General features: G+C 45.6%; 22 protein-coding genes. 16 read left to right on the forward strand and 6 right to left on the reverse strand.

All coding sequences use genetic code 11. From position 1 onward, the window contains the following. The first annotated feature begins 7 nt into the window (after positions 1-7). From HMPREF1535_RS19600 to HMPREF1535_RS19635, 8 genes are all read left to right on the forward strand, one after another. On the forward strand, positions 8-3,244 hold the full coding sequence (locus HMPREF1535_RS19600; RefSeq protein WP_046147214.1) for a DUF4132 domain-containing protein: 3,237 nt from the start codon (positions 8-10) through the stop codon (positions 3,242-3,244). 7 nt (positions 3,245-3,251) lie between these two features. Then, positions 3,252-5,177 (forward strand): DUF4132 domain-containing protein, encoded by a 1,926-nt coding sequence (locus HMPREF1535_RS19605; protein ID WP_046147215.1) that lies wholly within the window; start codon positions 3,252-3,254, stop codon positions 5,175-5,177. A gap of 35 nt (positions 5,178-5,212) precedes the next feature. After that, positions 5,213-6,325, forward strand: a complete 1,113-nt coding sequence (locus tag HMPREF1535_RS19610) for an ATP-binding protein (RefSeq protein WP_046147216.1) — start codon at positions 5,213-5,215, stop codon at positions 6,323-6,325. Next, a complete protein-coding gene (locus HMPREF1535_RS19615) occupies positions 6,286-8,697 on the forward strand; it encodes a DUF5682 family protein (protein ID WP_046147217.1) in 2,412 nt (803 codons plus the stop codon). The genes HMPREF1535_RS19610 and HMPREF1535_RS19615 overlap by 40 nt, the downstream gene beginning before the upstream one ends. Then, a complete protein-coding gene (locus HMPREF1535_RS19620) occupies positions 8,664-9,800 on the forward strand; it encodes a VWA domain-containing protein (RefSeq protein WP_046147218.1) in 1,137 nt (378 codons plus the stop codon). Before HMPREF1535_RS19615 ends, HMPREF1535_RS19620 begins: the two co-directional genes overlap by 34 nt. After that, on the forward strand, positions 9,776-11,500 hold the full coding sequence (locus HMPREF1535_RS19625; RefSeq protein WP_046147219.1) for an SWIM zinc finger family protein: 1,725 nt from the start codon (positions 9,776-9,778) through the stop codon (positions 11,498-11,500). Before HMPREF1535_RS19620 ends, HMPREF1535_RS19625 begins: the two co-directional genes overlap by 25 nt. Positions 11,501-11,519: 19 nt before the next feature. Further along, positions 11,520-11,789 carry a hypothetical protein gene (locus HMPREF1535_RS19630; protein ID WP_046147220.1) on the forward strand — a complete coding sequence of 90 codons (270 nt, stop codon included), beginning with the start codon at positions 11,520-11,522 and terminating at the stop codon, positions 11,787-11,789. Between the two features lie 130 nt (positions 11,790-11,919). Further along, entirely contained in the window at positions 11,920-14,205 is a 2,286-nt protein-coding gene (locus HMPREF1535_RS19635; protein WP_010802942.1) for an NADP-dependent malic enzyme, read from the forward strand. Between the two features lie 59 nt (positions 14,206-14,264). Here the strand turns inward: HMPREF1535_RS19635 and bamJ are convergent, their stop codons facing one another. From bamJ to HMPREF1535_RS19665, 6 genes are read right to left on the reverse strand one after another with little or no spacing between them, the layout of a single operon-like run. Beyond that, on the reverse strand, positions 14,265-14,672 hold the full coding sequence (bamJ, locus tag HMPREF1535_RS19640; protein WP_046147635.1) for a BamJ family beta-barrel-assembly machinery protein: 408 nt from the start codon (positions 14,670-14,672) through the stop codon (positions 14,265-14,267). A gap of 58 nt (positions 14,673-14,730) precedes the next feature. Beyond that, positions 14,731-15,177 carry a hypothetical protein gene (locus HMPREF1535_RS25190; protein ID WP_052716751.1) on the reverse strand — a complete coding sequence of 149 codons (447 nt, stop codon included), beginning with the start codon at positions 15,175-15,177 and terminating at the stop codon, positions 14,731-14,733. A 53-nt stretch (positions 15,178-15,230) separates the two neighbouring features. Next, entirely contained in the window at positions 15,231-15,632 is a 402-nt protein-coding gene (locus HMPREF1535_RS19650) for a D-Ala-D-Ala carboxypeptidase family metallohydrolase (RefSeq protein WP_046147221.1), read from the reverse strand. After that, complete coding sequence (locus HMPREF1535_RS19655; RefSeq protein WP_187386447.1) at positions 15,629-15,817, reverse strand: hypothetical protein; 189 nt, start codon at positions 15,815-15,817, stop codon at positions 15,629-15,631. Before HMPREF1535_RS19655 ends, HMPREF1535_RS19650 begins: the two co-directional genes overlap by 4 nt. A gap of 21 nt (positions 15,818-15,838) precedes the next feature. Then, a complete protein-coding gene (locus HMPREF1535_RS25515; RefSeq protein ID WP_046146147.1) occupies positions 15,839-16,048 on the reverse strand; it encodes a DUF4248 domain-containing protein in 210 nt (69 codons plus the stop codon). A gap of 40 nt (positions 16,049-16,088) precedes the next feature. Further along, on the reverse strand, positions 16,089-16,544 hold the full coding sequence (locus HMPREF1535_RS19665; RefSeq protein ID WP_010800778.1) for an HU family DNA-binding protein: 456 nt from the start codon (positions 16,542-16,544) through the stop codon (positions 16,089-16,091). 349 nt (positions 16,545-16,893) lie between these two features. Between HMPREF1535_RS19665 and HMPREF1535_RS19670 the strand changes: the two genes are divergently transcribed. The 8 genes from HMPREF1535_RS19670 to HMPREF1535_RS25200 all read left to right on the forward strand — a co-directional run bounded on the left by HMPREF1535_RS19670 (position 16,894) and on the right by HMPREF1535_RS25200 (position 23,450). Continuing rightward, positions 16,894-17,532: a hypothetical protein gene (locus HMPREF1535_RS19670; protein ID WP_046147223.1), complete on the forward strand. Its 639-nt coding sequence runs from the start codon at positions 16,894-16,896 to the stop codon at positions 17,530-17,532. 131 nt (positions 17,533-17,663) lie between these two features. Further along, the gene (locus tag HMPREF1535_RS19675) at positions 17,664-18,962 is read left to right on the forward strand and encodes a hypothetical protein (RefSeq protein WP_046147224.1); all 1,299 of its coding nucleotides are present in this window, start codon (positions 17,664-17,666) and stop codon (positions 18,960-18,962) included. Positions 18,963-19,589: 627 nt separating this feature from the next. Then, positions 19,590-20,342, forward strand: a complete 753-nt coding sequence (locus tag HMPREF1535_RS19680) for a hypothetical protein (protein WP_046147225.1) — start codon at positions 19,590-19,592, stop codon at positions 20,340-20,342. Positions 20,343-20,773: 431 nt separating this feature from the next. Further along, positions 20,774-21,259: a hypothetical protein gene (locus HMPREF1535_RS19685; protein WP_046147226.1), complete on the forward strand. Its 486-nt coding sequence runs from the start codon at positions 20,774-20,776 to the stop codon at positions 21,257-21,259. After that, positions 21,259-21,519: a hypothetical protein gene (locus HMPREF1535_RS19690; protein ID WP_046146150.1), complete on the forward strand. Its 261-nt coding sequence runs from the start codon at positions 21,259-21,261 to the stop codon at positions 21,517-21,519. The genes HMPREF1535_RS19685 and HMPREF1535_RS19690 overlap by 1 nt, the downstream gene beginning before the upstream one ends. Beyond that, on the forward strand, positions 21,491-21,811 hold the full coding sequence (locus HMPREF1535_RS19695; RefSeq protein WP_244275596.1) for a PDDEXK family nuclease: 321 nt from the start codon (positions 21,491-21,493) through the stop codon (positions 21,809-21,811). Before HMPREF1535_RS19690 ends, HMPREF1535_RS19695 begins: the two co-directional genes overlap by 29 nt. A 17-nt stretch (positions 21,812-21,828) precedes the next feature. After that, positions 21,829-22,755, forward strand: a complete 927-nt coding sequence (locus HMPREF1535_RS26330; RefSeq protein WP_052716689.1) for a DUF4373 domain-containing protein — start codon at positions 21,829-21,831, stop codon at positions 22,753-22,755. Continuing rightward, entirely contained in the window at positions 22,752-23,450 is a 699-nt protein-coding gene (locus HMPREF1535_RS25200) for a hypothetical protein (RefSeq protein ID WP_052716752.1), read from the forward strand. The genes HMPREF1535_RS26330 and HMPREF1535_RS25200 overlap by 4 nt, the downstream gene beginning before the upstream one ends. Positions 23,451-23,464: the final 14 nt, after the last annotated feature.

Raw genomic sequence — 23,464 nt, forward strand, 5'->3', positions numbered from 1 at the left:
CGACACCATGACAAAAGAACAAATGCTCGAACAATGGACTAGAATCTATGAGCAAGGATACTACAAATGCACTTTCACCCCGAAAGTATATGAATATCTGGACGAGAAAACCGACCAGATTCCCGAAACGGTGATGTCGGGCCCAAAGATATATGTTGATTATGACGCCTGGATTATACACGAATTAAACGGGGACAATGCGGAGCTGGCACGCCGCATGCTGGTTATCCTCTCGAAAATACGTCGCGACGGACCTATCCATAAATGGGGGATGAAAGATGATCTGGAGATTTGCCTGCTCATCGGTTACGGCCATGATTTCAGAAACCTGATTAAAGAGTCGGTAACCCGTCACAAAACACAAGGTCCGGAGTTATATGAAACAGCACAGATATTACTGAAATATTGCCCGTCCGAATCGGAAGCATTTGCCGACCTGCTTCTTTCCGATAAATTAAAGGAACTGGAAGAACAGCGAAACAACACCCATGAATTATACCTGGCTTTATACCTGGCCATCCTGTTGCTGGAACAGGATGCGGATAAATATGCTCGCTATCTGCCGGTACTGACTGCTTTGGCTTACAGATATTCCGGTCCGAGTTTCACATTCATCCTGTATTTCTGCTATAAGTTCGCTCCCGAACTAAAAGAGCGTTTACTCCAACTGCTCAAAGAGACTATATCGGCACGGGCCTTGTTCTTCCATCTCAATCCGCATAAGATGCTGGCATTCCTGCAATCGATCGGGGCTCCTTTAGGCATTTATTATTATTTGATTCTGACAGAAGATAATGATGCCGACAAGGCATCCATGTTCCATACCTTATATAAAGAAGATAAAGAACTGTTCATGGAAGTCTACCGGATGCTGGCAAAGACAACTCCCATCCAACAGGCCGCCTACAGCCTTTACCTTTTGTCAATCCTGCTCGAACATGGAGAAGGCACGGAAGAACTGGCAGAAAGTACAGAGTTACAGGCTCGCTGCATGCTTAACCTGCTGGGAGAAAACTTAGGTAACACCGATAATTTTATTTCAGCCCTGACGGACGATTCGACACCGCAAGTTACCTGGGAGAATCGTCTGAAGAATTGCGGCAACTTCGGCTGGGGATACGGGAAAAATGCTCCGGCTTTATTGATCGGTGCCCTGGCTCTTCTATACTGTGAGTCGGAACTGGCCCGGCGGTTCATCAACGTGCTGCTGATTCAGGTCCGTACCAGTGCCGCAATAAATAATCCGGTATATCTTACATACATATTCCTTGAAACACGTAAGAAATGGCTGAACAGTTCTCCAAAGGAAAGCCTTCGGCTATTACTCGACACCACCAGCCGGTTCACCTATGCCGAAGCCTTCAAAGCCTATGCCTATAACCCGAACCGGATGCAGGACGTTCTGGATAAAGAAGATATTATCAGCCACCAGTCTCTGGCACTGGACTTGCTAAACAGCGGCGACCTCTCGATCGAAGAGACACAGAACTGGCTCGACATGATTTACGGAACCTGTAAAATAACGGACGTCCAACCGTTGCTCGGGTTATTATCCAACAAATCGAAGATACTCCGCAAGACTGCCGAAGAGTTGATTAACCTCCATGAAGAAGCAACCCGTCCGTTGCTGGAATCGGGATTATCCAAACTGAAAGGAGATGCCCTGGCAGCCGGTAAACGAATCATCAAACGCTGGGACAACGAACGGAAATTCGGTGCAGACTTTACCTTTACCAAAGAAAGCGTCGTCGAATATTGCAACGACAACTTCGACAAGGATAATCAGAAATTCATTGCCTGGATACCCGAAGACATGTTCACCGACGTACGCTTTGCCGACATGACCGAAAAAGCGCCCGCCATCGTCACCCGTTATATCCTCTCCGAATATCTCTGTCTGGAAGAAGCCTACAAAATAAAGGCTTGCGATAAAATAACGGAGCAGTTGCATACTCCGGACTTCCAGCAAATGATGGAGAACATTTATCTGTTCTGGAAAGAGAACGGAGCCGAAGCCAAAAAGAAAATGATTATGGTCCCGTATTGCATCTACGGTTCCGACACACAGATACTCCGCCTCAAAACGCAGTTGAAAGACTGGGCCGAAGCTTCACGTGGTGCTATCGCCGCCTTTGTGGTCAACGCCATCGCCATGAACGGAGGAAGCGTTGCACTGGTCATGATAGACGGCATCTCTGTCAAGTTCCCCAATAATCAGGTCAAAAATGCCGCCAAGGCAGCCTTCTCTTTTGCAGCCAAAGCATTGGAAATACCGGAGGATGAACTCTCCGACAAGATTGTCCCCACCCTGGGCTTCAATAAGGAAGGAGAAAAGATACTCGATTACGGTCCGCGAAACTTCACAATAACCTTGATGCCCGACTTCTCACTTTCTATCTTCGATAACGAAAAACAGAAAGCCATCAAGTCGATGCCTGCTCCCGGAGCCAATGACGACGCAGTGAAAGCGACGGCCGCCAAAAAGGAATTCTCCGAACTGAAAAAACAAATCAAGGCCACCGTACAGTCACAAACCAACCGTTTGGAAAAGGTACTGATGAACGGACGTCGCTGGACAGCCGGTTCCTGGAACACCCTCTTTGTAGAGAACCCGATTATGCACCGTTTTGCAACCGCCCTGATATGGGGTGTGTATGACGGAGACAAACTGACCGGAACGTTTCGTTATATGGAAGACGGCACATTCAATACAGTAGATGAAGAGGAATATACGCTGCCCGAAAAAGCTGCTATCACCCTCGTCCATCCCATCGAGCTGGAGGAAGAAGTTCTTGCAGGCTGGAAGGAGCAACTGGATGATTATGAAATTGTGCAGCCCATCCCGCAACTAACCGCTCCCATAATTGTTTTAGGAGAAAAGGAGACGGACGGAAATAAGATAACCCGTTACAACGGCCTGACCGTCAAGTCAGGAAAGATAAGCGGTATGGCAAAGAAACACAACATGGTTCGCGGAGAGGTATGGGATGCCGGCAGCTACACTTGTTATCATCTGGTAGACAAATACCTGAATATGGCCGCCCTGCTGAACTTCGAATATATGTACATGGGCCAGGAATATAATGACGACGTGACACTCGGAGATGTCATCCTCTACCGCCTGGGAGAAGACCAGACGACCGACGACGAACCGAAAAACAACGCAATCCTCTCGCCCGAAAGTGTTCCGGCCCGCTTCCTGAGCAGTGTATTGGGTATTTTTGATGTATTGAAAGAAGAATAAAAAGGATATGAAGAAAAAGCAACAACCGGATTTAGCAGCATTATTCGACAGCTATTGCGAAGCATATACAGCCTCCGACTGGCAGGTTCTGAAAACATTTCAGGAGATGCCGCTCGACGACATAATCCGTAAGAACAAACAGGCAGCATACGATTATTTATATAGTGATGTCGCATTGAAAAAGAGACTGATCTGGTTGAATAAGCTGTTTTCCGATTGCGGCTTGAAAGACTATGAGCAGTTACTGGGATTACTGAAGGAAAACTCCAAACTAATCCGCAGAAACATCGAAAAGATCATCCTCGACAAAGAGAAGAAAACCCGCAATTTACTGGAACAACTGTATCCGGAACTGGACGAGGATTCGCAGAACTGGACCCGGCAGTTATTCAAATACTGGGATAACGCACATGCCTCAGCCCGTAAAATCAAATTCAGAAACAAACAGGCTGTTATCGACTATTGCAGCAAACATATCGAGCTATATTGCACGCAACAAATAGCCTGGTTACCACAGAAACCTTATACGAGAATCCATTGGGCAAATGAAACCGATGTAGACGAGTTTGTGCCGCGCCATGTGCTCCGTTATGTATTAAGCGAACATATGGCACTCACCCAAATCACCCGGCTGCATGCCTGTGATGCGATTGTCCCTTTCGTCGATGAAAAAGAATGGCAGGCGGCCCTGGAAGAACTGTTCCGGTATTGGTTGGCAGATAGTGCGGAGGCCAACAGGAGGATGCTTCTGCTTCCTTATTGTTTCTACGGGGCAGAATGGCAGATAGCCCAATTAGCCCCCCTGATAAAGTCATGGTCGAAAGCCTCCCGCAAACAACTTGTCGGTCTCACGATGAAGTTGCTGGGATTGAAGGCTAGTCCTAACGCGCTTATCATACTCAACGACTGGATGGAGACTGCTCCCAACGGCATGTACAAACGTGCTGCCTGGGAAGCATTCCGGCAAGCCGCCATCCGGAAAGGCCTGTCGATAGAAGAACTCGCCGACCAAATCATCCCCGACTTCGGTTTTAACCGCCAGGGAGAAAAGAGGGTGGATTATGGCACACGTACTTTCCGGGTAACTTTGATGCCCGACTTCAGCATATCCGTACTTGATCTTGATAAGCAGAAAGTAAGCAAGTCACTTCCCGCCCCTTTAAAGAGCGATGATCGGGAGAAAGCTGAAAATGCCAGAGCCGAACAGGCCAGCCTGAAGAAACGGGTTAAGACGCAGACCAATATTCAGAAAAGACGGCTGGAACAGTCGCTCAAGAACGGACGGACCTGGCCCAAAGAGGCCTGGCTGGCAACCTTTATAGAGAATCCGGTCATGCGGTATATAGCAACCGGACTTATCTGGGGCGTCTATAAGGAAGGGAAACTCCAGGATTCTTTCCGTTACCTGGAAGACGGCACGTTCACAACTGCCGACGAAAAAGAATTCCTTCTCCCGGACAACGCAGTCATTTCCCTCGTGCATCCGATTGACTTGCCCGATGAAACGCTGGCTGGCTGGAAAGAGCAACTGGACGATTACGAGCTTATTCCTTTCATTCCCCAACTGAGCGCACCGGTCCATCGTCTGACCGAAACGGAAAAGCAGGGAGATACCCTTCTTCGTTATTCAGGGAAAAAAGTCTATCTCAGCAACATTTACGAGTTTGAAACGGCAGATATAACCACCCGGATAGAAAACAACACGCTTCATATCATAGACCGGTCTCTCAATGTGGTGGCACAGCTTTCATTTGTTTACGAAGAAAGTGATTGTTTCCTGAAAGAGTTATACTTCTCATCCGTGGAAGAAGGGGAAGATATAAACACCATACAGTTGCCCAAAGAGGAAAGGCTACCGTTATCGTCTATCCCCGAACGCTTTATCAGCACTCTGCTGGATATACTGAATCGTGCCTTTCCGCTGAATGAATAATCGAATAAAACAAATACAGCACTTACATATATTATATGGATAACAAAATTCAGAAACCATTGATGGAGATGCGCTATGCCGACGAGCTTGCCGCACTCCGCAAACAAGATACAGGAGCCAAGCCGGCAAACTGGCAACTCTCTCCCCGTGCAGTCCGTGCCTTTATCCTCGGTCAAAGCGAACCGATAGAACTGGACGGACGGCTGGTCACCATCACCCCGAAGTTCTTCGGCGATGACGCCCTGGTTGAACGTGCCATTATCACCCTGGCCGGTAACCGAGGATTAATGTTGGTTGGCGAACCGGGCACGGCAAAGACCATGTTAAGCGAATTGCTTTCTGCCGCTATCTGCGGCATCAGTACCAATACAGTACAAGGTACGGCGGGAACCAGCGAAGACAATATCAAATATTCCTGGAACTATGCCCTTTTGCTTGCCAAAGGACCGGTCAAGGAAGCCCTTGTCCCCTCTCCCGTCTATATCGGCATGAAACGGGGAATCATCACACGCTTCGAAGAAATTACCCGCTGCCCGCTGGAAATACAGGACAGCCTGATCAGTATTATGAGCGACCGGGTATTGAATATACCCGAACTGGGAGAAGAAGGGTTGCTCTTCGCCTCATCCGGATTCAATGTGATAGCAACCGCCAATACCCGCGACAAAGGGATTAACGAAATGAGTAGTGCCCTGAAACGCCGTTTCAACTTTGAGACAGTCGAACCGATACGCAGCGTAGCATTAGAAAGCCGCATCATCACCGACCAATGCCAGGGAATGCTGGCTGCCAACGGATTGGAAATGCCGGTGCAGGAAGAGGTTGTCGACATTCTGGCCTCCACCTTCAATGAACTACGCAACGGAACCTCCTTCGAGAAAGCCAAGATACAGAAGATGTCGGGCGTAATGAGTACAGCCGAGGCCGTATCCGTTTATTACCAGTCCGCCCTGGACGGATATTATTACGGAGACGGAAGCGTAAGCATGCGTTCCCTGGTACAAAACCTGTTGGGTGCCGTCATGAAAGAAAACAAAGACGATTTGCCCAAACTGAAAGATTACTTTAACGGCGTAGTCCGGCTGAAAGCCGAAAGACAAGGAGGAAAATGGAAGGAATATTACGACAACCGGACCTGGCTGAAATAGAGCACCTCTTCGCAACCAGTTTCAATATGGACGGACAGGTGGTGTACTTTCCGGTACGTCACCACTCCCCTGTCTGTGCGCTGCATCTGCAACGTACAATCAACAGTTTCCGTCCGGAACTGATCCTGATAGAAGGGCCTTCGGATTCGGCACAACTATTGCCTTACATAGCCGACGGACAATCGGTTCCGCCTTTTTGCATCTATTACAGTTACGATGACAAGGAGGGAAAAGTAAGTGAAGAAAAAGAGAAGTATCGCGCTTACTATCCATTCCTCTCTTATTCGCCGGAGCTGGTCGCTATCCGTGAAGGGGCACGTCGCAACATACCGACCCGTTTTATAGACCTGCCCTATGCACTTCGACTGATAAATAAAATAGAGGAAGAGCCGCAGACACAGTTCTATTATAATGAGAATAAGGAATACGAAGTAAATACCTATACAGCCATGATTGCCCGCAAAGCCGGATGCCGCAGCTTTTCGGAATTTTGGGAAAGCCGCTTCGAACTGGATGCCGGAAAAATGAAAACACACGACTTCGTGCGCAATGTTTTTCATCTCGGTTATTTCATGCGGCTGGCAACACCCGGCAACGAAATGTCCCTGAAAGAAGACCGGCAACGGGAAACTTATATGGCAGCAGAAATACGGGAAGCAATCCCCAACCATCAGAAAATACTGGTAGTGGCAGGCGCTTTCCATATCGCCGGCTTAATGGATGAGTTGCAATCAGACCGGAAACAATCGCTGAAATCAAGCAACCCGGAGCACGTCGCTTCTTATCTGATGCCTTACACATTTAAGGAAGCCGACAGTAAAAGCGGTTACGCCGCCGGTATGCCCTTCCCCGCTTTCTACCAGGAAGTCTGGGAAAAGATGGAAAAACAAAAGAAAGACCCGTTTGCTTCGACCGTTCTCGAATATATTATAAAGACGGCCCGTTATGCCCGTAAAACACAGATAATCTCCCTGCCCGATGAGATTAATGCCTTGAATATGGCACGTTCGCTGGCTATATTGAGAGGCAAACAGAGTGCCGGCGTATATGAATTGCTGGATGGTGTACGAAGTTGTTTTGTGAAAGGCGACCTGAATGCGACTTCGACTTTCGAAGTGGATTTCCTGTATCGTCTTCTCTCCGGGATGGGTGCCGGAAAGATTGCGGCCAACGATTGCATCCCGCCTGTGGTCCGTGAGTTTCGTTCCTTATGTTCGCTTCACCGGTTAAAAACATCGACTATCGAACGGCAGGAAGTAACGCTCGACATCATTAAGAATCCGGCCCATTACAGGAAAAGCCGTTTCCTTCACCAGATGGAGTTTTTGGAGACAGGTTTCGCCACCCTTCAGTCTGGTCCCGATTATGTGAACCAGAAGAACAAAAACCTGGTACGGGAACAATGGATATGCCGTTACGGCACAGGCGTTGAAACCCGTTTGATTGACCTGTCCGTCTACGGGGCGACACTCTCGCAGGTTTGCAACTCGCTCATCGAAAAGAATTTTAAAGACAGCATGACGGCAGAAGAGCTGGGCAAACTGCTCATTTCCGTTCAGGTGATGGGGATAGAAGGCTTTTATTCCCGGTATGAAGACACTGTCCGGCTGGTAGTGGAAAGCGAAGGGAATTTTATCAGCCTCTGCAAACTTATCAACAGCCTGTTATACCTCACCAATATGCAGCAATTGATGGACGGAACTATCCAGCCGGTCATTGCCGGATTGGCACGAACCGCGTTCAATGGAGCAGTCGTACTGATTCCGTCACTGAAAAGCACAACGGAAGAAGAAGAACAGGAAATCTGTGAACAGATGCGCAACCTCTACAGTTTCACTATGGATACGAAAAACTGGTTCGATACCGCCGCTTTCCTGTCTGCCGTAGAGAAGATATTGAACGATAGTTTCAGCAACAGCCGCCTCTTCGGCCTCTGCCTTGCTATACATTATAAAGAAGGACAAACCGGACAGGCTGTTTTCTGCCGGCAGATAGCCGCCTACCTCGAAAGCAGCATCACGCATCCTGAGCAGGCGGCCTCCTTTATCTGCGGCCTGTTTCTGATTGCCCGCGATGTGTTATTTACCGACCCGCATATCCTGGAAGCGATAGACCGGGTTATCGCCAATGCCGACCAGGAGACTTTCCTGACTATTCTGCCCAACCTGCGTTATGCCTTCACCGGCTTTCTCCCGGCAGAAGTCAGCCGCCTGGGACAACAGGTTGCAGAATATCATCAGATAGCGGAAACCCGCTTAACAGGAAGTATCACTGTTTCACAACAGGAAATCACCGAAGCTATGCGCCTGGATAAACTGGCGGCAGAAGCACTAAAAACATGGAGAATCATCGAATGGACAAGCACGAAATAGTCAACCGCTGGCGGCTTATATTGGGAGACTTTGCCGAAAACAGCCTGCCCCTCGACCCGGAGAACGCAGAACTGGACGGTACGCTTTATTTCCTATACAACCGCGAATATACCGATGAACAGGGAATACGGAACGACTTCCCCAACCGGGGAGGCCGTGGCGGCTCCATGCTGACCGTCCCCGGATGGTTGAAAAAAGTAAAGAAGCTGTTCCCCAGAAAGACCGTCGAAATCATGCAGAAACAGGCTTTGGATAAATATAACCTTACCCAACTGCTGACCGACGAATCTGTCCTGAGCCAACTCGAACCGAATATCGGACTGCTGAAAAATATCCTGACGTTCCGCAACATGATGCCGGAACATGTCAGAAAGCTGGCTTATTCAATCGTGGAACAGGTCATAAAAGAGATTCAAAAGAAGCTGGAAATAAATGTACGCAAAGCCTTCTACGGAAAGAAACTTCCGCATACCAATTCCAGCTACAAAATATTCCGGAACTTCGATTTCAAGCAGACCATCGAAAAGAATCTGAAAAACTACAGCCGCGAACACGGGACAATTATCCCCGACCGCCTGTATTTCAACCAGAACATACGTCGTTACAATCCCTGGCATATCGTCATCCTGGTAGATGAGAGCGGCAGCATGCTCGATTCGGTAATCTATACGGCTGTCATGGCCTCCATCTTTGCCAAAATGCCGTTTCTTTCGGTCAAGCTGGCGATATTCGACACATCGGTCGTCGATTTGAGCGAACATCTCGACGATCCGGTCGGTATCCTGATGAAAGTACAGCTGGGTGGCGGAACGGATATACATAAAGCGCTGGAATATGGAAAGAAACTAATCTCCGCGCCACAAAAAACAATAATAGTACTGGTAAGCGACCTTTACGACGGGAACAACTATAGTTATATGTTCCGCTCCTGCCGCGACATCATCGAAGCAGGAAATAAGTTGTTCGTATTGCCGGCACTCGACTACTCCGGTGCTCCCTGTTATGATGTCCGTGCCGCACGGACCATTGCCGGCATGGGTGCCGATGTAGCCGCAATACCCCCTGAAGAGTTAGCAGAATGGATAGGAAAGATTATATCATAAATGGAGACGGATGCCACGCTTCCGCCGGACAGTTCGTCCCTTTTGCCAACGAAGCCTTCCTGGTTACGCTGGCAAATAAAGGTCTATATAAACGTGCCCTGAAAGACCTGGAAACGACCGGACAAATCGCCCTGACGGTTACAGGCAGCAATCTACAGGTCCAACTGGACGACATCACCGTCTGCCTCGCTTCCAATGTATCCCAAAGCACATGCAGCTGTCCTTCCAAAACTGTCTGCAAGCATATCCTGATGGGAATACTTGCCGCAGCCGGTTATGCTGCAACCGCAGAAGACGATAAAGACGCCGTGCCGGAAACGTCTTCGGAGCTGCCATCTTCCGTCCCCTGGGAGAAATTGATAAATGCAGACCTTACGCAACTTCGCAAACAGGCCGGCAAGAAATTGTTCGAAGACACCCTCCGTCTTATCCAGGATGGCTGGACGGCCGACTTCACGGAAGGCGACATGCTGGAAGCCACTATCAACACCGAAAACATCACTGTCTATTTTCCCAAAGAAGACAGCCTGAACCGTTCCGTCTGCAAATGCGGAGAAAACGGATTGTGCAAACATAAACTGATAGCCATCCTGTCATACCTGAGCCGGCAGGGAATACTATCGTCCGACTCCGCCGGCAACCAGCCGGAACTCTCCCTACTGACGGAGGATACGGTAAAAGTCTTACAGGGAGCTTCCCGTTTCATCCTCGGCATATTGGAAAAAGGCCTGATCAGTTGCGGAGAAAACGAGGCGGAAACAGCCATCCAGTATTCCATCCGCCTGGAAACCTGCGGAATCGGAAATCTGGCCCGCTTATTCCGTTCGCTCTCCTCCGATATCGAAAATATGCTTGCCAAACATGTGGGTTTTCAGTCTCCTACGACTTTTGCCACGCTCTCCCGGTTGTATAACACGCTTACCTTACTCTTACGGAATACACAAAACAACGAGATGCTCGGCAAACTGATTGAAGGGACACGCTCGGATTATTACACCACCCCTATCGGCCATTTCGCCGGACTGGGCGCTTATCCCTGGCAAACCCGTTCGGGTTATTTCGGAATTACGGCTTATTTCTTCTATCAGGAGAAAGAGAGTATCTGCACGCTGACATCGAGCATGGCTGATTATTATGAACATACCCAGTCACTCGTTACACCGGAAAACCTGAGGAAACAACTCGAGATGCAAAGCTTTTGGGGGAACAGCGCATCACTGGCCCGGTTATCGATATCCACCCTTACATTGCGCAACTTCAAGCTGAACAGGCAAAACCGCCTCTCATCGTCTTCACAGACACAATGTGAGATAGCAGATAAAGTAACAATCGGTCATCTGAATACATTACTTACGGTTCCGGAGTTATCCGATTTATCCATACGTCCGGACCAACACTACGATTATTTCCGGAAAAAACAACCCGAACAACTGGCTTTAGTCCCTTTCACTCATCTTTCAGAGGTACGGTTCAGCTCCTCCGAACAGAAACTCTATTTCACCATGACTGACGGTCAGACAGAGACGGAAGGTTCCCTGGCATACAGCGAACTGAACCGTAATGCCATCCGCAAACTGGAACAACTGGGACAACCCTATACAGAAAAGAAACAGCGTTACATGGTCTGCCAGAAACGACCGGACACACTGATTCCAATCAGCATCATCACCTCTTCAGAGATTGATAACTTCTACTTCTAACTTTTTAAAAGCGAACACAATGATAGTAAAGAATCTCCTTGCCGAACTGGAACTCCAGCTTTCCGACATTGCCTTCTCCGGCTTGCGCAACATACAACCGGTCACCCTCCAAAAGCTGGAAGACCTCAAACACTGGATGAATGAATTAAATATGTCTGAAGCCATCCGTCTAACAGACCGTTTTATCGATTCAGTCTATGCCTGGCAAGCCGGACAAACAACCCTGGAAACCGTCGCCGCCAATCTATGCGCACTGGAGTTTTATGAAAAGAATTTAGTTAACAATTAATTTTGACATCAAAGGTTTTATTCAAAATATTTCCAACTAATTGTAAGCATATCATACTATATATCTAATAATTTGTTACTTTTGTGGGCGATTTTAAAACGTACACAAAATCTACTAATATCATAAGTCTATGGCAAAGATAACAAAAGAGGAAGCACTTCGGTATCATTCCGAAGGCAAACCTGGAAAGATTGAAGTAATTCCAACAAAACCCTATAGTACACAAACAGATTTATCATTGGCCTATTCTCCCGGTGTGGCAGAGCCTTGCCTGGAAATAGAGAAAGAACCGCTTGATGCCTATAAATATACATCAAAAGGTAATCTGGTAGCCGTTATCTCCAACGGTACTGCTGTTTTGGGACTGGGTAATATCGGAGCGCTTGCCGGCAAACCGGTTATGGAAGGCAAAGGCCTCCTGTTTAAAATCTTCGCAGGAATCGATGTATTCGATATCGAAGTAGACCAGAAAGATCCCGATAAGTTCATCGAAACCGTAAAAGCAATCGCCCCTACTTTCGGCGGTATCAATTTGGAAGATATCAAAGCGCCCGAATGTTTCCAGATTGAACAGCGACTGAAAGCGGAACTGGATATCCCGGTGATGCACGACGACCAGCACGGTACGGCAATCATTTCCGGTGCCGGTCTGCTCAATGCGCTTGAAATAGCCGGAAAGAAGATTGAAGATGTAAAGATCGTTGTCAACGGTGCAGGTGCCGCTTCCATCTCTTGTACGAAACTGTATGTGATGCTGGGAGCCCGCAAGGAAAACATCATCATGTGCGACAGTAAAGGGGTTATCTCTACGCATCGTACCGATCTGAACGAATCGAAGAAAGAATTTGCTACCACAAGAGATATAAAGACGCTGGAAGAAGCCGTTGTCGGTACAGACGTATTCCTGGGATTGTCTGTTGCCAATGTGCTGACACAAGAGATGGTGCGTTCCATGAACGAAAACCCGATCGTATTCGCTTTGGCTAATCCGAATCCGGAAATTTCATACGCCGATGCAATGGCATCACGCGAAGATATTATTTTCGCAACAGGACGTTCGGACTATCCGAATCAGATCAATAATGTTTTAGGATTCCCGTATATCTTCCGCGGAGCATTGGATACACATGCCAAAGCAATCAACGAAGAGATGAAACTGGCCGCCGTACATGCCATCGCCGAACTGGCAAAAGAACCGGTTCCCGATGTGGTAAATGCAGCGTATAAACTGAAACGTACGACTTTCGGACGCGATTATATCCTGCCGAAAGCGCTCGACCCACGGTTGTTGACACGAGTATCGGTTGCTGTTGCCAAGGCAGCTATCGAGTCGGGTGTCTCACGCAAAACAATCACAGACTGGGAAGGCTATGCCAACCATTTGCGTGAAATGATGGGCTACGATAATAAACTGCTCCGCTCCTTCACCGACATGGCAAAAGCAAATCCGAAACGTGTGGTATTTGCCGAAGCCAACCACGTGAACATGCTGAAAGCGGCCGTAGAAGCCAAAGCTGAAGGAATCTGTTATCCGATCCTGTTAGGCAACGAAGAACGTTTGGAAAAAATTGCTGCCGAAGAAAACCTGAGCCTGGAAGGTATCGAAATCGTCAACCTGCGTCACGACCGCGAAGAAGAACGCCGCGACCGCTACGCCCGTATCCTTTCTGAAAAGAGAGCACGCGAAGGCGTTACTTTCTCGGAAGCACGCGAAAAGATGGTCGGCCGGAACGCTTTCGGTATGATGATGGTGGCAACCGGCGATGCGGATGCATTTATCACAGGTGTTTACAGCCGTTATTCGGAAGTGACAAAGTTGGCGGAAGAAATCATCGGTATCCGTCCGACATACGACCATTTCGGTGCCATGAACATTGTAACTTGCAAAAAGGGTACTTTCTTTATGGCAGATACGCTGATTAACCGTCATCCATCCACAGAAGTCCTGATCGACATTGCCCGCCTGACGCATGATGCGGTGAAGTTCTTCGCGCACGATCCGGTTATCTCGATGGTATCTTATTCAAACTTCGGTTCCGATAAGCAGGGAAGCCCGCTGAAAGTGCACGGCGCTATCGAATACCTTCACAAGAATCACCCGGAAATCGTCGTAGACGGTGAAATGCAGGTAAACTTTGCATTAGACAAGAAGTTGCGTGACGATATGTATCCGTTCAACAAGCTGAAAGGCAAAGATGTAAACACATTGGTATTCCCGAACCTGAGTTCGGCCAACAGTGCTTACAAACTGTTGCTCGAAATGGGTGTCGTAGAAACCATCGGCCCGATCCAGATGGGATTGAACAAACCGATTCACTTCACCGACGTAGAAAGCTCTACCCGCGACATCCTCAACCTGACAACCGTTGCCGTTGTAGATGCAATCGTACAGGAGCAAATTGAAAAAGGAGAATAAGAACTTTATTCTTTATAAGAGCAGTGTCAAAATACACTAAATGGCACTGCTCTAATCTTTCAGGCAATCCCCAGCAACTCCACCTCAAAGATTAACGTTGAAAATGCAGGAATCGGACCGGAAGCCCGGTTTCCATATCCTACTGTATAAGGGATATAAATAACCCATTTATCCCCCACATGCATTTGTTGAAGTGCAATCTGCCATCCTTCGATAACCTGGTTCAGACGGAAAGCCTCCGGGCAGTTACGTTCGTATGAATTATCAAATTCGCGCCCATTCATCAGAGTCCCCCGATAATGAACGGAAACAACGTTATCCAACCGGGGAGAAACAGTACCGCTCCCCTGCTCCGTTACTTTATATAATATCCCGCCAGCCAGTTTCTTTACACCTTCCTGTGAAGCTATTTCTTCCAGATACCGCAGATTTTGCTCTTTATATTCCTCTTTCCTGTTCTTTGCCATTTTAGCCATTCGTTATTAGGGGACAAAGATACGTCATTCTTTATGATTCTCCTGTAATTTACCCCCACCGTTTTCTGAATATATATAACAGAGCACAAATAATAATAAACCCAATAATTATATATCCGGATTTACAATTCCGTTGGTTATTTTTTTCTTTTTGGGTTGTTTGTTTGCTCAACTGCTCAATTGTTGTTTCGTACTGATAGACAAGTTCCTGCAAACTATCGCAGGTAGCAGCGACAAATAACGTGTCATGCAGGAAACGGATTTCAGCGGTTGCCTGTCCGCTTTTTTGGATAAAGGCGGCGCCGGTAGGCAACTCTTTGAGGGTTGCGACCGGAATGGAAAGGTCGGCACGGCTTTCGGGGATTCGGGCCGTTTGAACTGTCAGGCGGCTGGTTTGCAGCAGGCTGTCGGTCTGCTGGCAAAAGGAAGCGGTATGTTTGCGGCTCGAACAATTTGCGAAAAATAAGAAGATGAGAATGAATAGGCTGAATTTCATGGAGATTTTTAATGGTATGAATTTATGGGGTGTGTTTTGCAGTTGTCTCTTATTTATCTGTAAAGTACCTGCCGGCGGTTAAACCCTTCGCGATAAGACAGATGGAGGAACTTTTTGCGGCGGTAGAGGATTGCCTGGTCGAAAGGCAGGCCGGATTCTTTCAGTACTTCCAGCAGCTTTTCCGGCCCTTCGGCGATGTAGCAGTCGGCCGCTTCGCCTTTCGTGTGCTGTGAGTTTTTAACGCCGCCGGCCAGCAGGTTGACCGTTTCGTTGCGGTAGCCGCTTGTGATGGCGATTGCACTGCCGTAGCGGTTGCGAAGCGGTTGGAGCAGGTCGACTACAAGGTTTTTCAACGCTTGAAGCGCTTGTGGGTTTGGTACGTTTTCAAGACCGTTTTCGACGGCAATCCGGCTGTATGTGAGTTCTTCGAAGGTGAAATTTCTACTAAGGTTCATTGATTTTGTTTGTATTTATAATCGACTCCGAACAGCGCTCCGGCAAACGTTGCAGTCTCACCGAAGGCCACCAGCACACTGTTATGAATCTCTCCCAGCGGAGCCGTCCAGAAGCCGAAAAATAAAAGGAGGATGCCGGCTGCGGTCAGCAGCACGGCAATCCATAATTGTACACTTTGTTTAATTTTCAATTTTCAATTAACACACTATGGTTCGCCCAGATATTCAAAGACGAGCGTCACCTGTTTAGGAGTTAAAATCTTTTGTCCGTTGTAATAGCCCGCATCTGTGAGGGCCTGCATGAGCGGTTTGTTATACACGAGCCAGCGTTTCAGTTGTACGCCGGCGCTGCGGATGCTGCTGTGCGGAAAATACATCGCACTCAGCTCTTTAATAGAAAGCGTTGTTGGTTTCATCGTGATAACAAAGATAATGAAAATTTTTCAATTAGCCGGGTTACTCGATTTCCGGTCTGTCGCTGCCTCCGCCGCCCCCTTCGGAGCCGCTGCCTTCGTCTTCTTTCTTTTCGGTAGAGGTGAAGGCGACCAGCTTTTTGGTATTACGCAGGGACGCGCCGGGTGTGAAGATCACACGTGCCCCTTTCACGTCTGCCTGGGAGAACGACTTCTTGTCGCTTGCGCCGTTGCTAGACAACGAGAGGCGGAAATTACCGAACTCGCCTAACTGGACGATACGTCCTGCACGCAGCTCCATGTCGAGGATGAAATTAAGGTTATCCAATACCGCTTTTACGTCGGCGCTGGAAACGGTAGATCGCGCTCCGATCATGACACACAATGTATCCATGTCGGTATGGCCGTTGTAGTCCGGTATCGCATAAATTTTTTCCTGTGCTGCACCGCCTTTCAGGTCGGTCACTTTTCTTGTTACTAATTTGTAGCCCTGGGCCATCGTTAATAAATTGTTTTAAGGTTGATACTTTGATGTTTCGTCTGATTGACAATGCAAAGTTACGACCGGTCGGATAGGCGGAGTTGAGTTGTGTGCAGATAGATGGCATTAAATGAATTTCATGATTTGTTTTGGCTATCTGAAGTTACTTTAAAGCACTCAGGTCAAATTGAGTTAAAATAGTTTGTGCAAATACAATATAGTGTAATTATTTAAAATAAATTATGTTTATAAATAATTTGTTACTATATTTGAGTGTAATGTAAATTTATATATTGATATGCGTAATTATGTAATAATACTTTGCTTACTATTTATTTTGTTTTCATCATGTGAAAATGATACGGAAATGATTAATGATTTTTCTGTCAATTTTGTTCATTTGAATGATAATAGAGGGATTGTAGGAAAAGAAATGTTATGTACTCTAAATATTGAAGGAATCAATGAAGATGACGATGAAATATATGCTTCGTATTTAATAGAAGGAGGAATTGGAACTATCTTTATAAATGAAGATGGTTATGAACAAAATCAAGAGTTTAATTTAAAATCTCTTTATAAGAAAAAAATCTCATTTGTTTATTTACCAAAAGTAGAAGGAGTACACTCTCTAACCTTTTTAATAAGGAAGCAGTTAAAAGGTCAAGTTTTAGAACGTTATTCATGTATTGATTTAAAAGTAGAGGGAATAAAAACAATTATATCTGATCTTGAATCTGATGTAGATATAGGAAATACTACTCAATTTATTTTATCAATAGATGTAGATATGAAAGTCTTTTGTAAAGCTCGTTTTCTAAAAGGAAAAGGAAGTATTGAAATTGCAAATACAGATGTTGTAGAAAATGAAGTGTTATTGAAAAAAAATAATAAAGTATTATTGACTTCGGAATCTGTTGGTGAATGTAGAGTTGCGTTTGATATATCAGGAGTGTATGGACGACCTATTAGGAGTATAGTAGTTATAAATGTTGTAAAGAGATAGAAATGCTTTCTTTTTTGTGGTAATGATTATATGTGTTTACTATCATTATAGATGAAGGTTTGATGTATGCAATTGATGTTGTAAATGGGATAATAATAAACATAGGTATTAATATTAAAAAATTAAGTATTATGAAGACATTATTAAAATTATCATTGCTTTTATTTGTATCATTAGTATTGTTCTCATGCCAAAAAGAGAATGAAGAAATTGATATAATGTGTGATGCCTCAAATCTGGAACTTCTGCAGACTAAAAGTGTTAAATCACATTTTTATGGGAATAGTTTTTTAGCACAATTAAATGCTATTCCAGTCCATATTTTTTACGAACAAGGGGCAATTGCAGCAACAAAAAAATTCTTTGGTTGTTCCTCTAAAGATAGTTATGACCTAGTAGCTTCTAATGAAGATGATGGTTCTGGAAGGCAAAGATGGTTAATTACAAAACATATTGCAGGATCTTCAACAGAGTGGGGAATTGAGGTGCTTGGAGGATATCAATCAGGAAGAAAGTATTTGTCTGACTATCCGTTGCCTCCAAATGCAGGAATTGATCCATTTCCATGTATGCATAATCAACAAATTTTTTCGCATGGATATTGGAATATTGAGTTCCATGATCAGAAATGGTACATATGGAGAAACGGTAAACCAATGTATTATATATATAATGCCTCATGGGGAGGATCTAATTTTAAATATTTGAATAGTACTAATCCGTATGATAATTTGGGTGCAGGTTTTCTTATTTATCCTGTAGAAAAGTTTAACTTGCAGAGTGTTGATTATTCGATAATTGATGGTCAAGCTAATGCTACACCGGTAGTTGTATTTTTAACATCACGTCCACTTATAAATGATACACCTTATGAAGCAGAAAGAACAGCTCAACTTATAGAAAGTTATAGTTATACATCTCATTTTTCACAAACTGAAGGGCTTTTAATTTCAGAAACTATAACAGTTGGGGCTGGTCTTAATGTAACTGTACCTATAATAAATGTGGGATTGAATGGAAAAATTGAAACTACCAAGAGGACTGATCATAGTTATTCTTTCACAACAGGAAAAAATGAAAGTTTTGATTTTAACTTTAATCAAACTATTAAACAAGTTTTACCCCCAAATACAACTATAATTGCTTGGTTGGAAGCGAAAAAATATAGTTTTGATACAAGATATGCTGGTGAATTTGTTGGTGAACAAAGCCGAAAAGTGATAAAGTTGAATGGAAATTGGAATGGAGTACAGTATTATGAGGTGGCAGTAAAACTTTCTACTCCTGAAGGAAAAGTGTTAGGAACTGTTGATTCAAAAGGTAATTATAAGGCTGCTAACTCTATTGAATATATTGATATTCAAAAAGCAAATACAATGATTCAACAATATAATCTTGAAAAAACATCTAAGAGTTCTATAATTAAATGACAAATGTTATTGAGATATTAAATGTTATTAAATAAACTTTGATACCTATGCGTTTTGATGTAAATAATGAATATTTATAGTAGAAAAGGAGCAATTTCATATTTTGAGATAACTCCTTTTCTTTTGTGCTTTTTTGAATAAGGTAAAAATTATATTTTTTGTTTTATTATAAATAAATGAAATAATACTTTTAGTAATAGTGCTATAGTACTATTATATTTACAATAACTATTATTATTGAAATAGTTAATCCGAGTCCATTTTCAATTTCTCCCGGATGAAATTTGATTTTCTTCCGAAAGAAATTGTTTTTTCTCCCGGATAGCAGTTTTTCCCTAGAGGGAAGAGATGTTTTTATTATTTATAAAATATACAACAACTAACTATTTATGATATAGTAACAATTAAGATAATAAATATATTGAATATTTTAAATGAACGTGTACATACTATTAATACATGGCAAGTTAAATAAAAGTTAATATGAAAATAAAGGCTTGAATTATAATCATAATATGAAATATTATACTTACATTTGCCATTGTAAGATTTGCCGAAGAAGAAACTATGAAGATGATTAATCTTACCTTAAATAATTTTTAATTTTTAAATAAATAACCTTACATCGTGAAGAAAAAAGAAATCTTAACGACGAAACAGAACAATCTGATTGTTGCTGTTCAAAGTGGAGTCAGCGTACTCGAACAAAACGCCAACCTGAGTCTTAACTGTCTGTCGATGGGTCGCCGATTGATCGAGCAGATTGGAAAAGAAGGAGGAATGAACGAAGCCTTAGCCGCCGAAGCCGACCGCTATGTAACCCTGTGCCGAAGCTACATGCTGCGCATGAACAGCGACCGCAAGCCTTTCACCCAACAACTTACGGAAGTGCAAAAGCAATTCGTTTCTCAGGAAAACAATATTGATCCGACTAAAAACGGTACGCCGGCTAACGTACTTACTGCGATGCTCAACAGTTGGTTGATGAAGCAGAAACGTGATGCCGAAGAAGCGGAACTGCGTTTACAGGCTAATTTTCAACGCACGGAAAAACGTATTGCCGGACGTGATGATCTGGATGAGGCGCAGAAAGCCGTAATCCTCGAACGTGCCGAAGGTCGCCTGCAATCGGGGCGTGTTTCTCTGAAAATGAATGAAATAGCAACCGAACTCGTTCCCGTAGTGACCGAACCGGACGGTTATATCGACCTCTTGCGCTTTTGGTGGCAGGAGCTCGGTCGAAACCTGCCCGACAGCGACCTGGAACGTATCTTCCGCCCGATGCTGTCGTATGCCCGCAAGCAGGCCCGCAAAGGCGTAGTCGTGGAAAGCGTTTATGTAGAATACCGCGAAGAACCGAAAGGGGTGCGGGCAGCGTAAATATAGAAAGAATTGAGCTATCTATTTAAGTGACTGGTTGTAACTGGCTCCCCTCTTGAGAGGGGGTAGGGGGTGTGTTAAAGCCAGTCAATAAAACAAGCCTTGTTACAGGTTTATTTGCCGTCTGCTTCAGCTGACGGATTAGTCAGGGGTCTATCTCATTGGACTTTAGTCCCATTTCTTACAGGTTTCTATCTAAGAGACATGTGGCTGAAGCCAAAAGAGAGAAACAACTTGTAAACCGTCAGCTGAAGCAGACGGCAAATGAACCTGTAATAGTCTAGTGACTCTGATTAGGATGGTTGTATAGGCGGGAATATGACACACCCCCTTCCCCCTCTCCAGAGGGGAGCCAGGTACAACCAGTTGCTATAAACAAATACTCATATCTGACAATTTTTGAATCTAAACGATACCATTTTAATAAAGTAATGAACAAAACAGAAAAGACTTTTTCCTTAATCTCTGTCAAAGACAGTTTTTTCAAAGCCCGCTATGAAGTGTTAGACGAAAGTACAGGCGACAACCATGTGATTACGTATGAAAACAAGGCTCCGGTGCATCCCAGTCTCTCTGAAGCGTTGCAGCGCATGGTGTATCATGTAGTCAATTTTACCGGATTGGTGGCGGTGGATGACAATTTCCAGATCACCGGTTATCAACGTCAGAACTGCGGCGATGCGCAACTGCTGACCATCTATGCCCGTGTGGGAACCTCCGAAGAGTTTTGCGGAAATGTGGTGTCGCGCTTTCATATCGGCCGTGACGAATATGCTTCCATCGACCTGCTGCTCGAAGACCTGTCAAGCTGCGAACGTGAAGCGCTGGCTTATATCGAAACCGGCAAGCGTTTGGAGCATGATGCCTTCATCCGTCTTGACAACGATGATTTGCAAACCCTTCAAACTGCCGCCTGATGAAAAAGCATACCCTTACCATCGGTTGCCTCCTGGGAGACCAGGCGGCAGCCTGCCTGATGCGCCTGATTACGGGCGAAAGAGGTTCGCGCAGTTACACCTATTCGTGTGGCGAGGAATACGGGTATTTTTACGACCCGTTTCTGAAAAAATGGATGGCGTTCGACAACCGGCACAACACCTGTCTGGTCGAACAATGCAACACCTCGAAAGAGGCCGAAAACTTTCTCTATGACGACACCGGGTTATTCGCCGCTTAGCGCGTTGATCCTGAAGCATACGGGCGAGGAGGTGGTGGCTGAATACCGTTTCCATCCTGGGCGGGACTGGCGGTTCGACTTCGCCATCCCTTCCCGCCGTGTGGCTGTCGAGGTGGAGGGCGGCGCCTTCAACGGTGGCCGCCATATCCGCCCCGAAGGCTATCTGCGTGATATGGAGAAATATAATGAGGCGGCAGTCTCAGGCTGGTGCGTGATACGCGTGCTGCCTGGAGAACTGCTGATGCTGAAAACGTTACGGCTGGTTATCCGTGCGGTACAAAATCATAATTGAAAAAGTTTATAACAATCATGGCTAGACCTATCAAAAAAGGACTGGATTATTTTCCGGTCGATACCGATATATTTGAAAACATACAAGTACGTAAACTGAAAAGCCGCTACAAGTCGCTCGGCTTTCTGGCTTATTTCACCATCCTGTGCGACGTATATAGGAAAGAAGGGTATTTTCTTCATATATCAGACGATTATGTGTACGATCTTTCCGACCGTTTAGGTGAAACAGAGGAAGTTGTGCGGGACATAATCGACTTTAGTTTGAAAATAAATCTGTTTAACAGGGATATATACAATGTTTATTGCGTATTAACATCCAAAAGTATTCAAGAACGGTATATTCAAGCACAAAAGCGATGCAAAAATCCCATTCGCGAAGAGTTCGATTGCATTAATGTTGCAGAAACCCCGGTTATTGTTACAGAAACTACCGAAAATATGACAAAAAGTGCACATATTATATTAGATAATATTATAGTAAATGAAAGTAAAGTAAACTTACAACAACAGCAACAACACGCGTGCGAGGAGCCGAAAGAAGAACCGCAGAATTTGGATGAAGAGCGTGAGCAATGGAAAGATGCTTTGCTGGCAGACGAAGACTGGCAGGCCACCATCGTGCGTTATTCCGGAAAAGGCACAGCCGTCCTGCAATATGTGCGGGGAGCCATGGCCGTATTCGATGATTTCCTGCGCCTGAAATTCAGCCTGGATACGATCCGGACGAAAAAAGATTACAGCCAGAGTTTCATCGGCTGGTGGCGATACCACAATTTCAATCTGAAAACGGAAGAGCTTTCCGGCGGCGCGCAGCAGCATATTCCCAAAGTGATCTATTCATCCGGCCGGCCGGAACGTTCTTCGAAAGTAGAGGAATTGATGGAAACAGGGAAACGTGCGACGGAAATAGCCATGAAAATCTATAATTCGCAAGCCGTATGAGTTTGGAAATCAGACTGCAACATGCCATTGCCGACCGCCGCCTGATGACGTACCGGCCGGAGGAAATTCTTCCGGCGGTAAATCAAATATTATTCCAGACCTATGTCTTGCTGGGTTTTTCGCCTCCTAACGACCGTGATCTGGGTATTTTGATTGCTAAACTGGCAGCCGACCTTCAGGAGTCATATCCGAGCCTGACCTTGCAGGAGGTCGCCCTTTGTTTTGAATTGGGGGCCAAAGGTGAATACGGGGATTTCATGGGTTTGAACCTGCGCACGATTACCCGCTGGCTGAAATGTTATCAAACCAGCGATTTGCGATACCGGGCTGTTGTGGAGCGTGAGCAAGCGAAATCGCTGTCCGCCCTTCCGCCCGTCTCCGAGGCTTACAAGGAGGAGCGCGAACGGGTATTTCTGCGCCGGGTGTTTGAGCAATACCGGGCAGGCTGTCCGATCGAGCGGCTTTATCCGGCGCGGGTGTATCTCTCCCTGCAAGCACGGGGAATTATCCGCGACAGTCCGGAAGCGAAACGGACTGCCATGCGGCAAGCGGCCGGTTACCGGCCTGCCGGGAATATGGTGATAGACGAAGAGATGCGGCTGGCGATGGTTAAGCAGCAGGCGATGGGGATTTTGTTGAAAAGATTTTTTGATAAAGCGATAGAGGCGGGTCGGGAGTTATTGAAAGCGGGGTGAACAGTAAATATATG

The organism is Parabacteroides goldsteinii DSM 19448 = WAL 12034, from assembly GCF_000969835.1.
In the GTDB taxonomy this organism is placed as follows: Bacteria; Bacteroidota; Bacteroidia; order Bacteroidales; family Tannerellaceae; genus Parabacteroides; species Parabacteroides goldsteinii.

Coding starts and splice junctions, on each gene's coding strand:
- HMPREF1535_RS19695 (WP_244275596.1), top strand. CDS start 21,491: ATGACGACACCGGGTTATTCGCCGCTTAGCGCGTTGATCCTGAAGCAT.
- HMPREF1535_RS19615 (WP_046147217.1), top strand. CDS start 6,286: ATGGAAGGAATATTACGACAACCGGACCTGGCTGAAATAGAGCACCTC.
- HMPREF1535_RS19600 (WP_046147214.1), top strand. CDS start 8: ATGACAAAAGAACAAATGCTCGAACAATGGACTAGAATCTATGAGCAA.
- HMPREF1535_RS19675 (WP_046147224.1), top strand. CDS start 17,664: ATGAAGACATTATTAAAATTATCATTGCTTTTATTTGTATCATTAGTA.
- bamJ (WP_046147635.1), bottom strand. CDS start 14,672: ATGGCAAAGAACAGGAAAGAGGAATATAAAGAGCAAAATCTGCGGTAT.
- HMPREF1535_RS19635 (WP_010802942.1), top strand. CDS start 11,920: ATGGCAAAGATAACAAAAGAGGAAGCACTTCGGTATCATTCCGAAGGC.
- HMPREF1535_RS26330 (WP_052716689.1), top strand. CDS start 21,829: ATGGCTAGACCTATCAAAAAAGGACTGGATTATTTTCCGGTCGATACC.
- HMPREF1535_RS19620 (WP_046147218.1), top strand. CDS start 8,664: ATGGAGAATCATCGAATGGACAAGCACGAAATAGTCAACCGCTGGCGG.
- HMPREF1535_RS19665 (WP_010800778.1), bottom strand. CDS start 16,544: ATGGCCCAGGGCTACAAATTAGTAACAAGAAAAGTGACCGACCTGAAA.
- HMPREF1535_RS25190 (WP_052716751.1), bottom strand. CDS start 15,177: ATGAAATTCAGCCTATTCATTCTCATCTTCTTATTTTTCGCAAATTGT.
- HMPREF1535_RS19690 (WP_046146150.1), top strand. CDS start 21,259: ATGAAAAAGCATACCCTTACCATCGGTTGCCTCCTGGGAGACCAGGCG.
- HMPREF1535_RS25200 (WP_052716752.1), top strand. CDS start 22,752: ATGAGTTTGGAAATCAGACTGCAACATGCCATTGCCGACCGCCGCCTG.
- HMPREF1535_RS19630 (WP_046147220.1), top strand. CDS start 11,520: ATGATAGTAAAGAATCTCCTTGCCGAACTGGAACTCCAGCTTTCCGAC.
- HMPREF1535_RS19625 (WP_046147219.1), top strand. CDS start 9,776: ATGGATAGGAAAGATTATATCATAAATGGAGACGGATGCCACGCTTCC.
- HMPREF1535_RS25515 (WP_046146147.1), bottom strand. CDS start 16,048: ATGAAACCAACAACGCTTTCTATTAAAGAGCTGAGTGCGATGTATTTT.
- HMPREF1535_RS19685 (WP_046147226.1), top strand. CDS start 20,774: ATGAACAAAACAGAAAAGACTTTTTCCTTAATCTCTGTCAAAGACAGT.
- HMPREF1535_RS19670 (WP_046147223.1), top strand. CDS start 16,894: ATGATTAATGATTTTTCTGTCAATTTTGTTCATTTGAATGATAATAGA.
- HMPREF1535_RS19650 (WP_046147221.1), bottom strand. CDS start 15,632: ATGAACCTTAGTAGAAATTTCACCTTCGAAGAACTCACATACAGCCGG.
- HMPREF1535_RS19610 (WP_046147216.1), top strand. CDS start 5,213: ATGGATAACAAAATTCAGAAACCATTGATGGAGATGCGCTATGCCGAC.
- HMPREF1535_RS19605 (WP_046147215.1), top strand. CDS start 3,252: ATGAAGAAAAAGCAACAACCGGATTTAGCAGCATTATTCGACAGCTAT.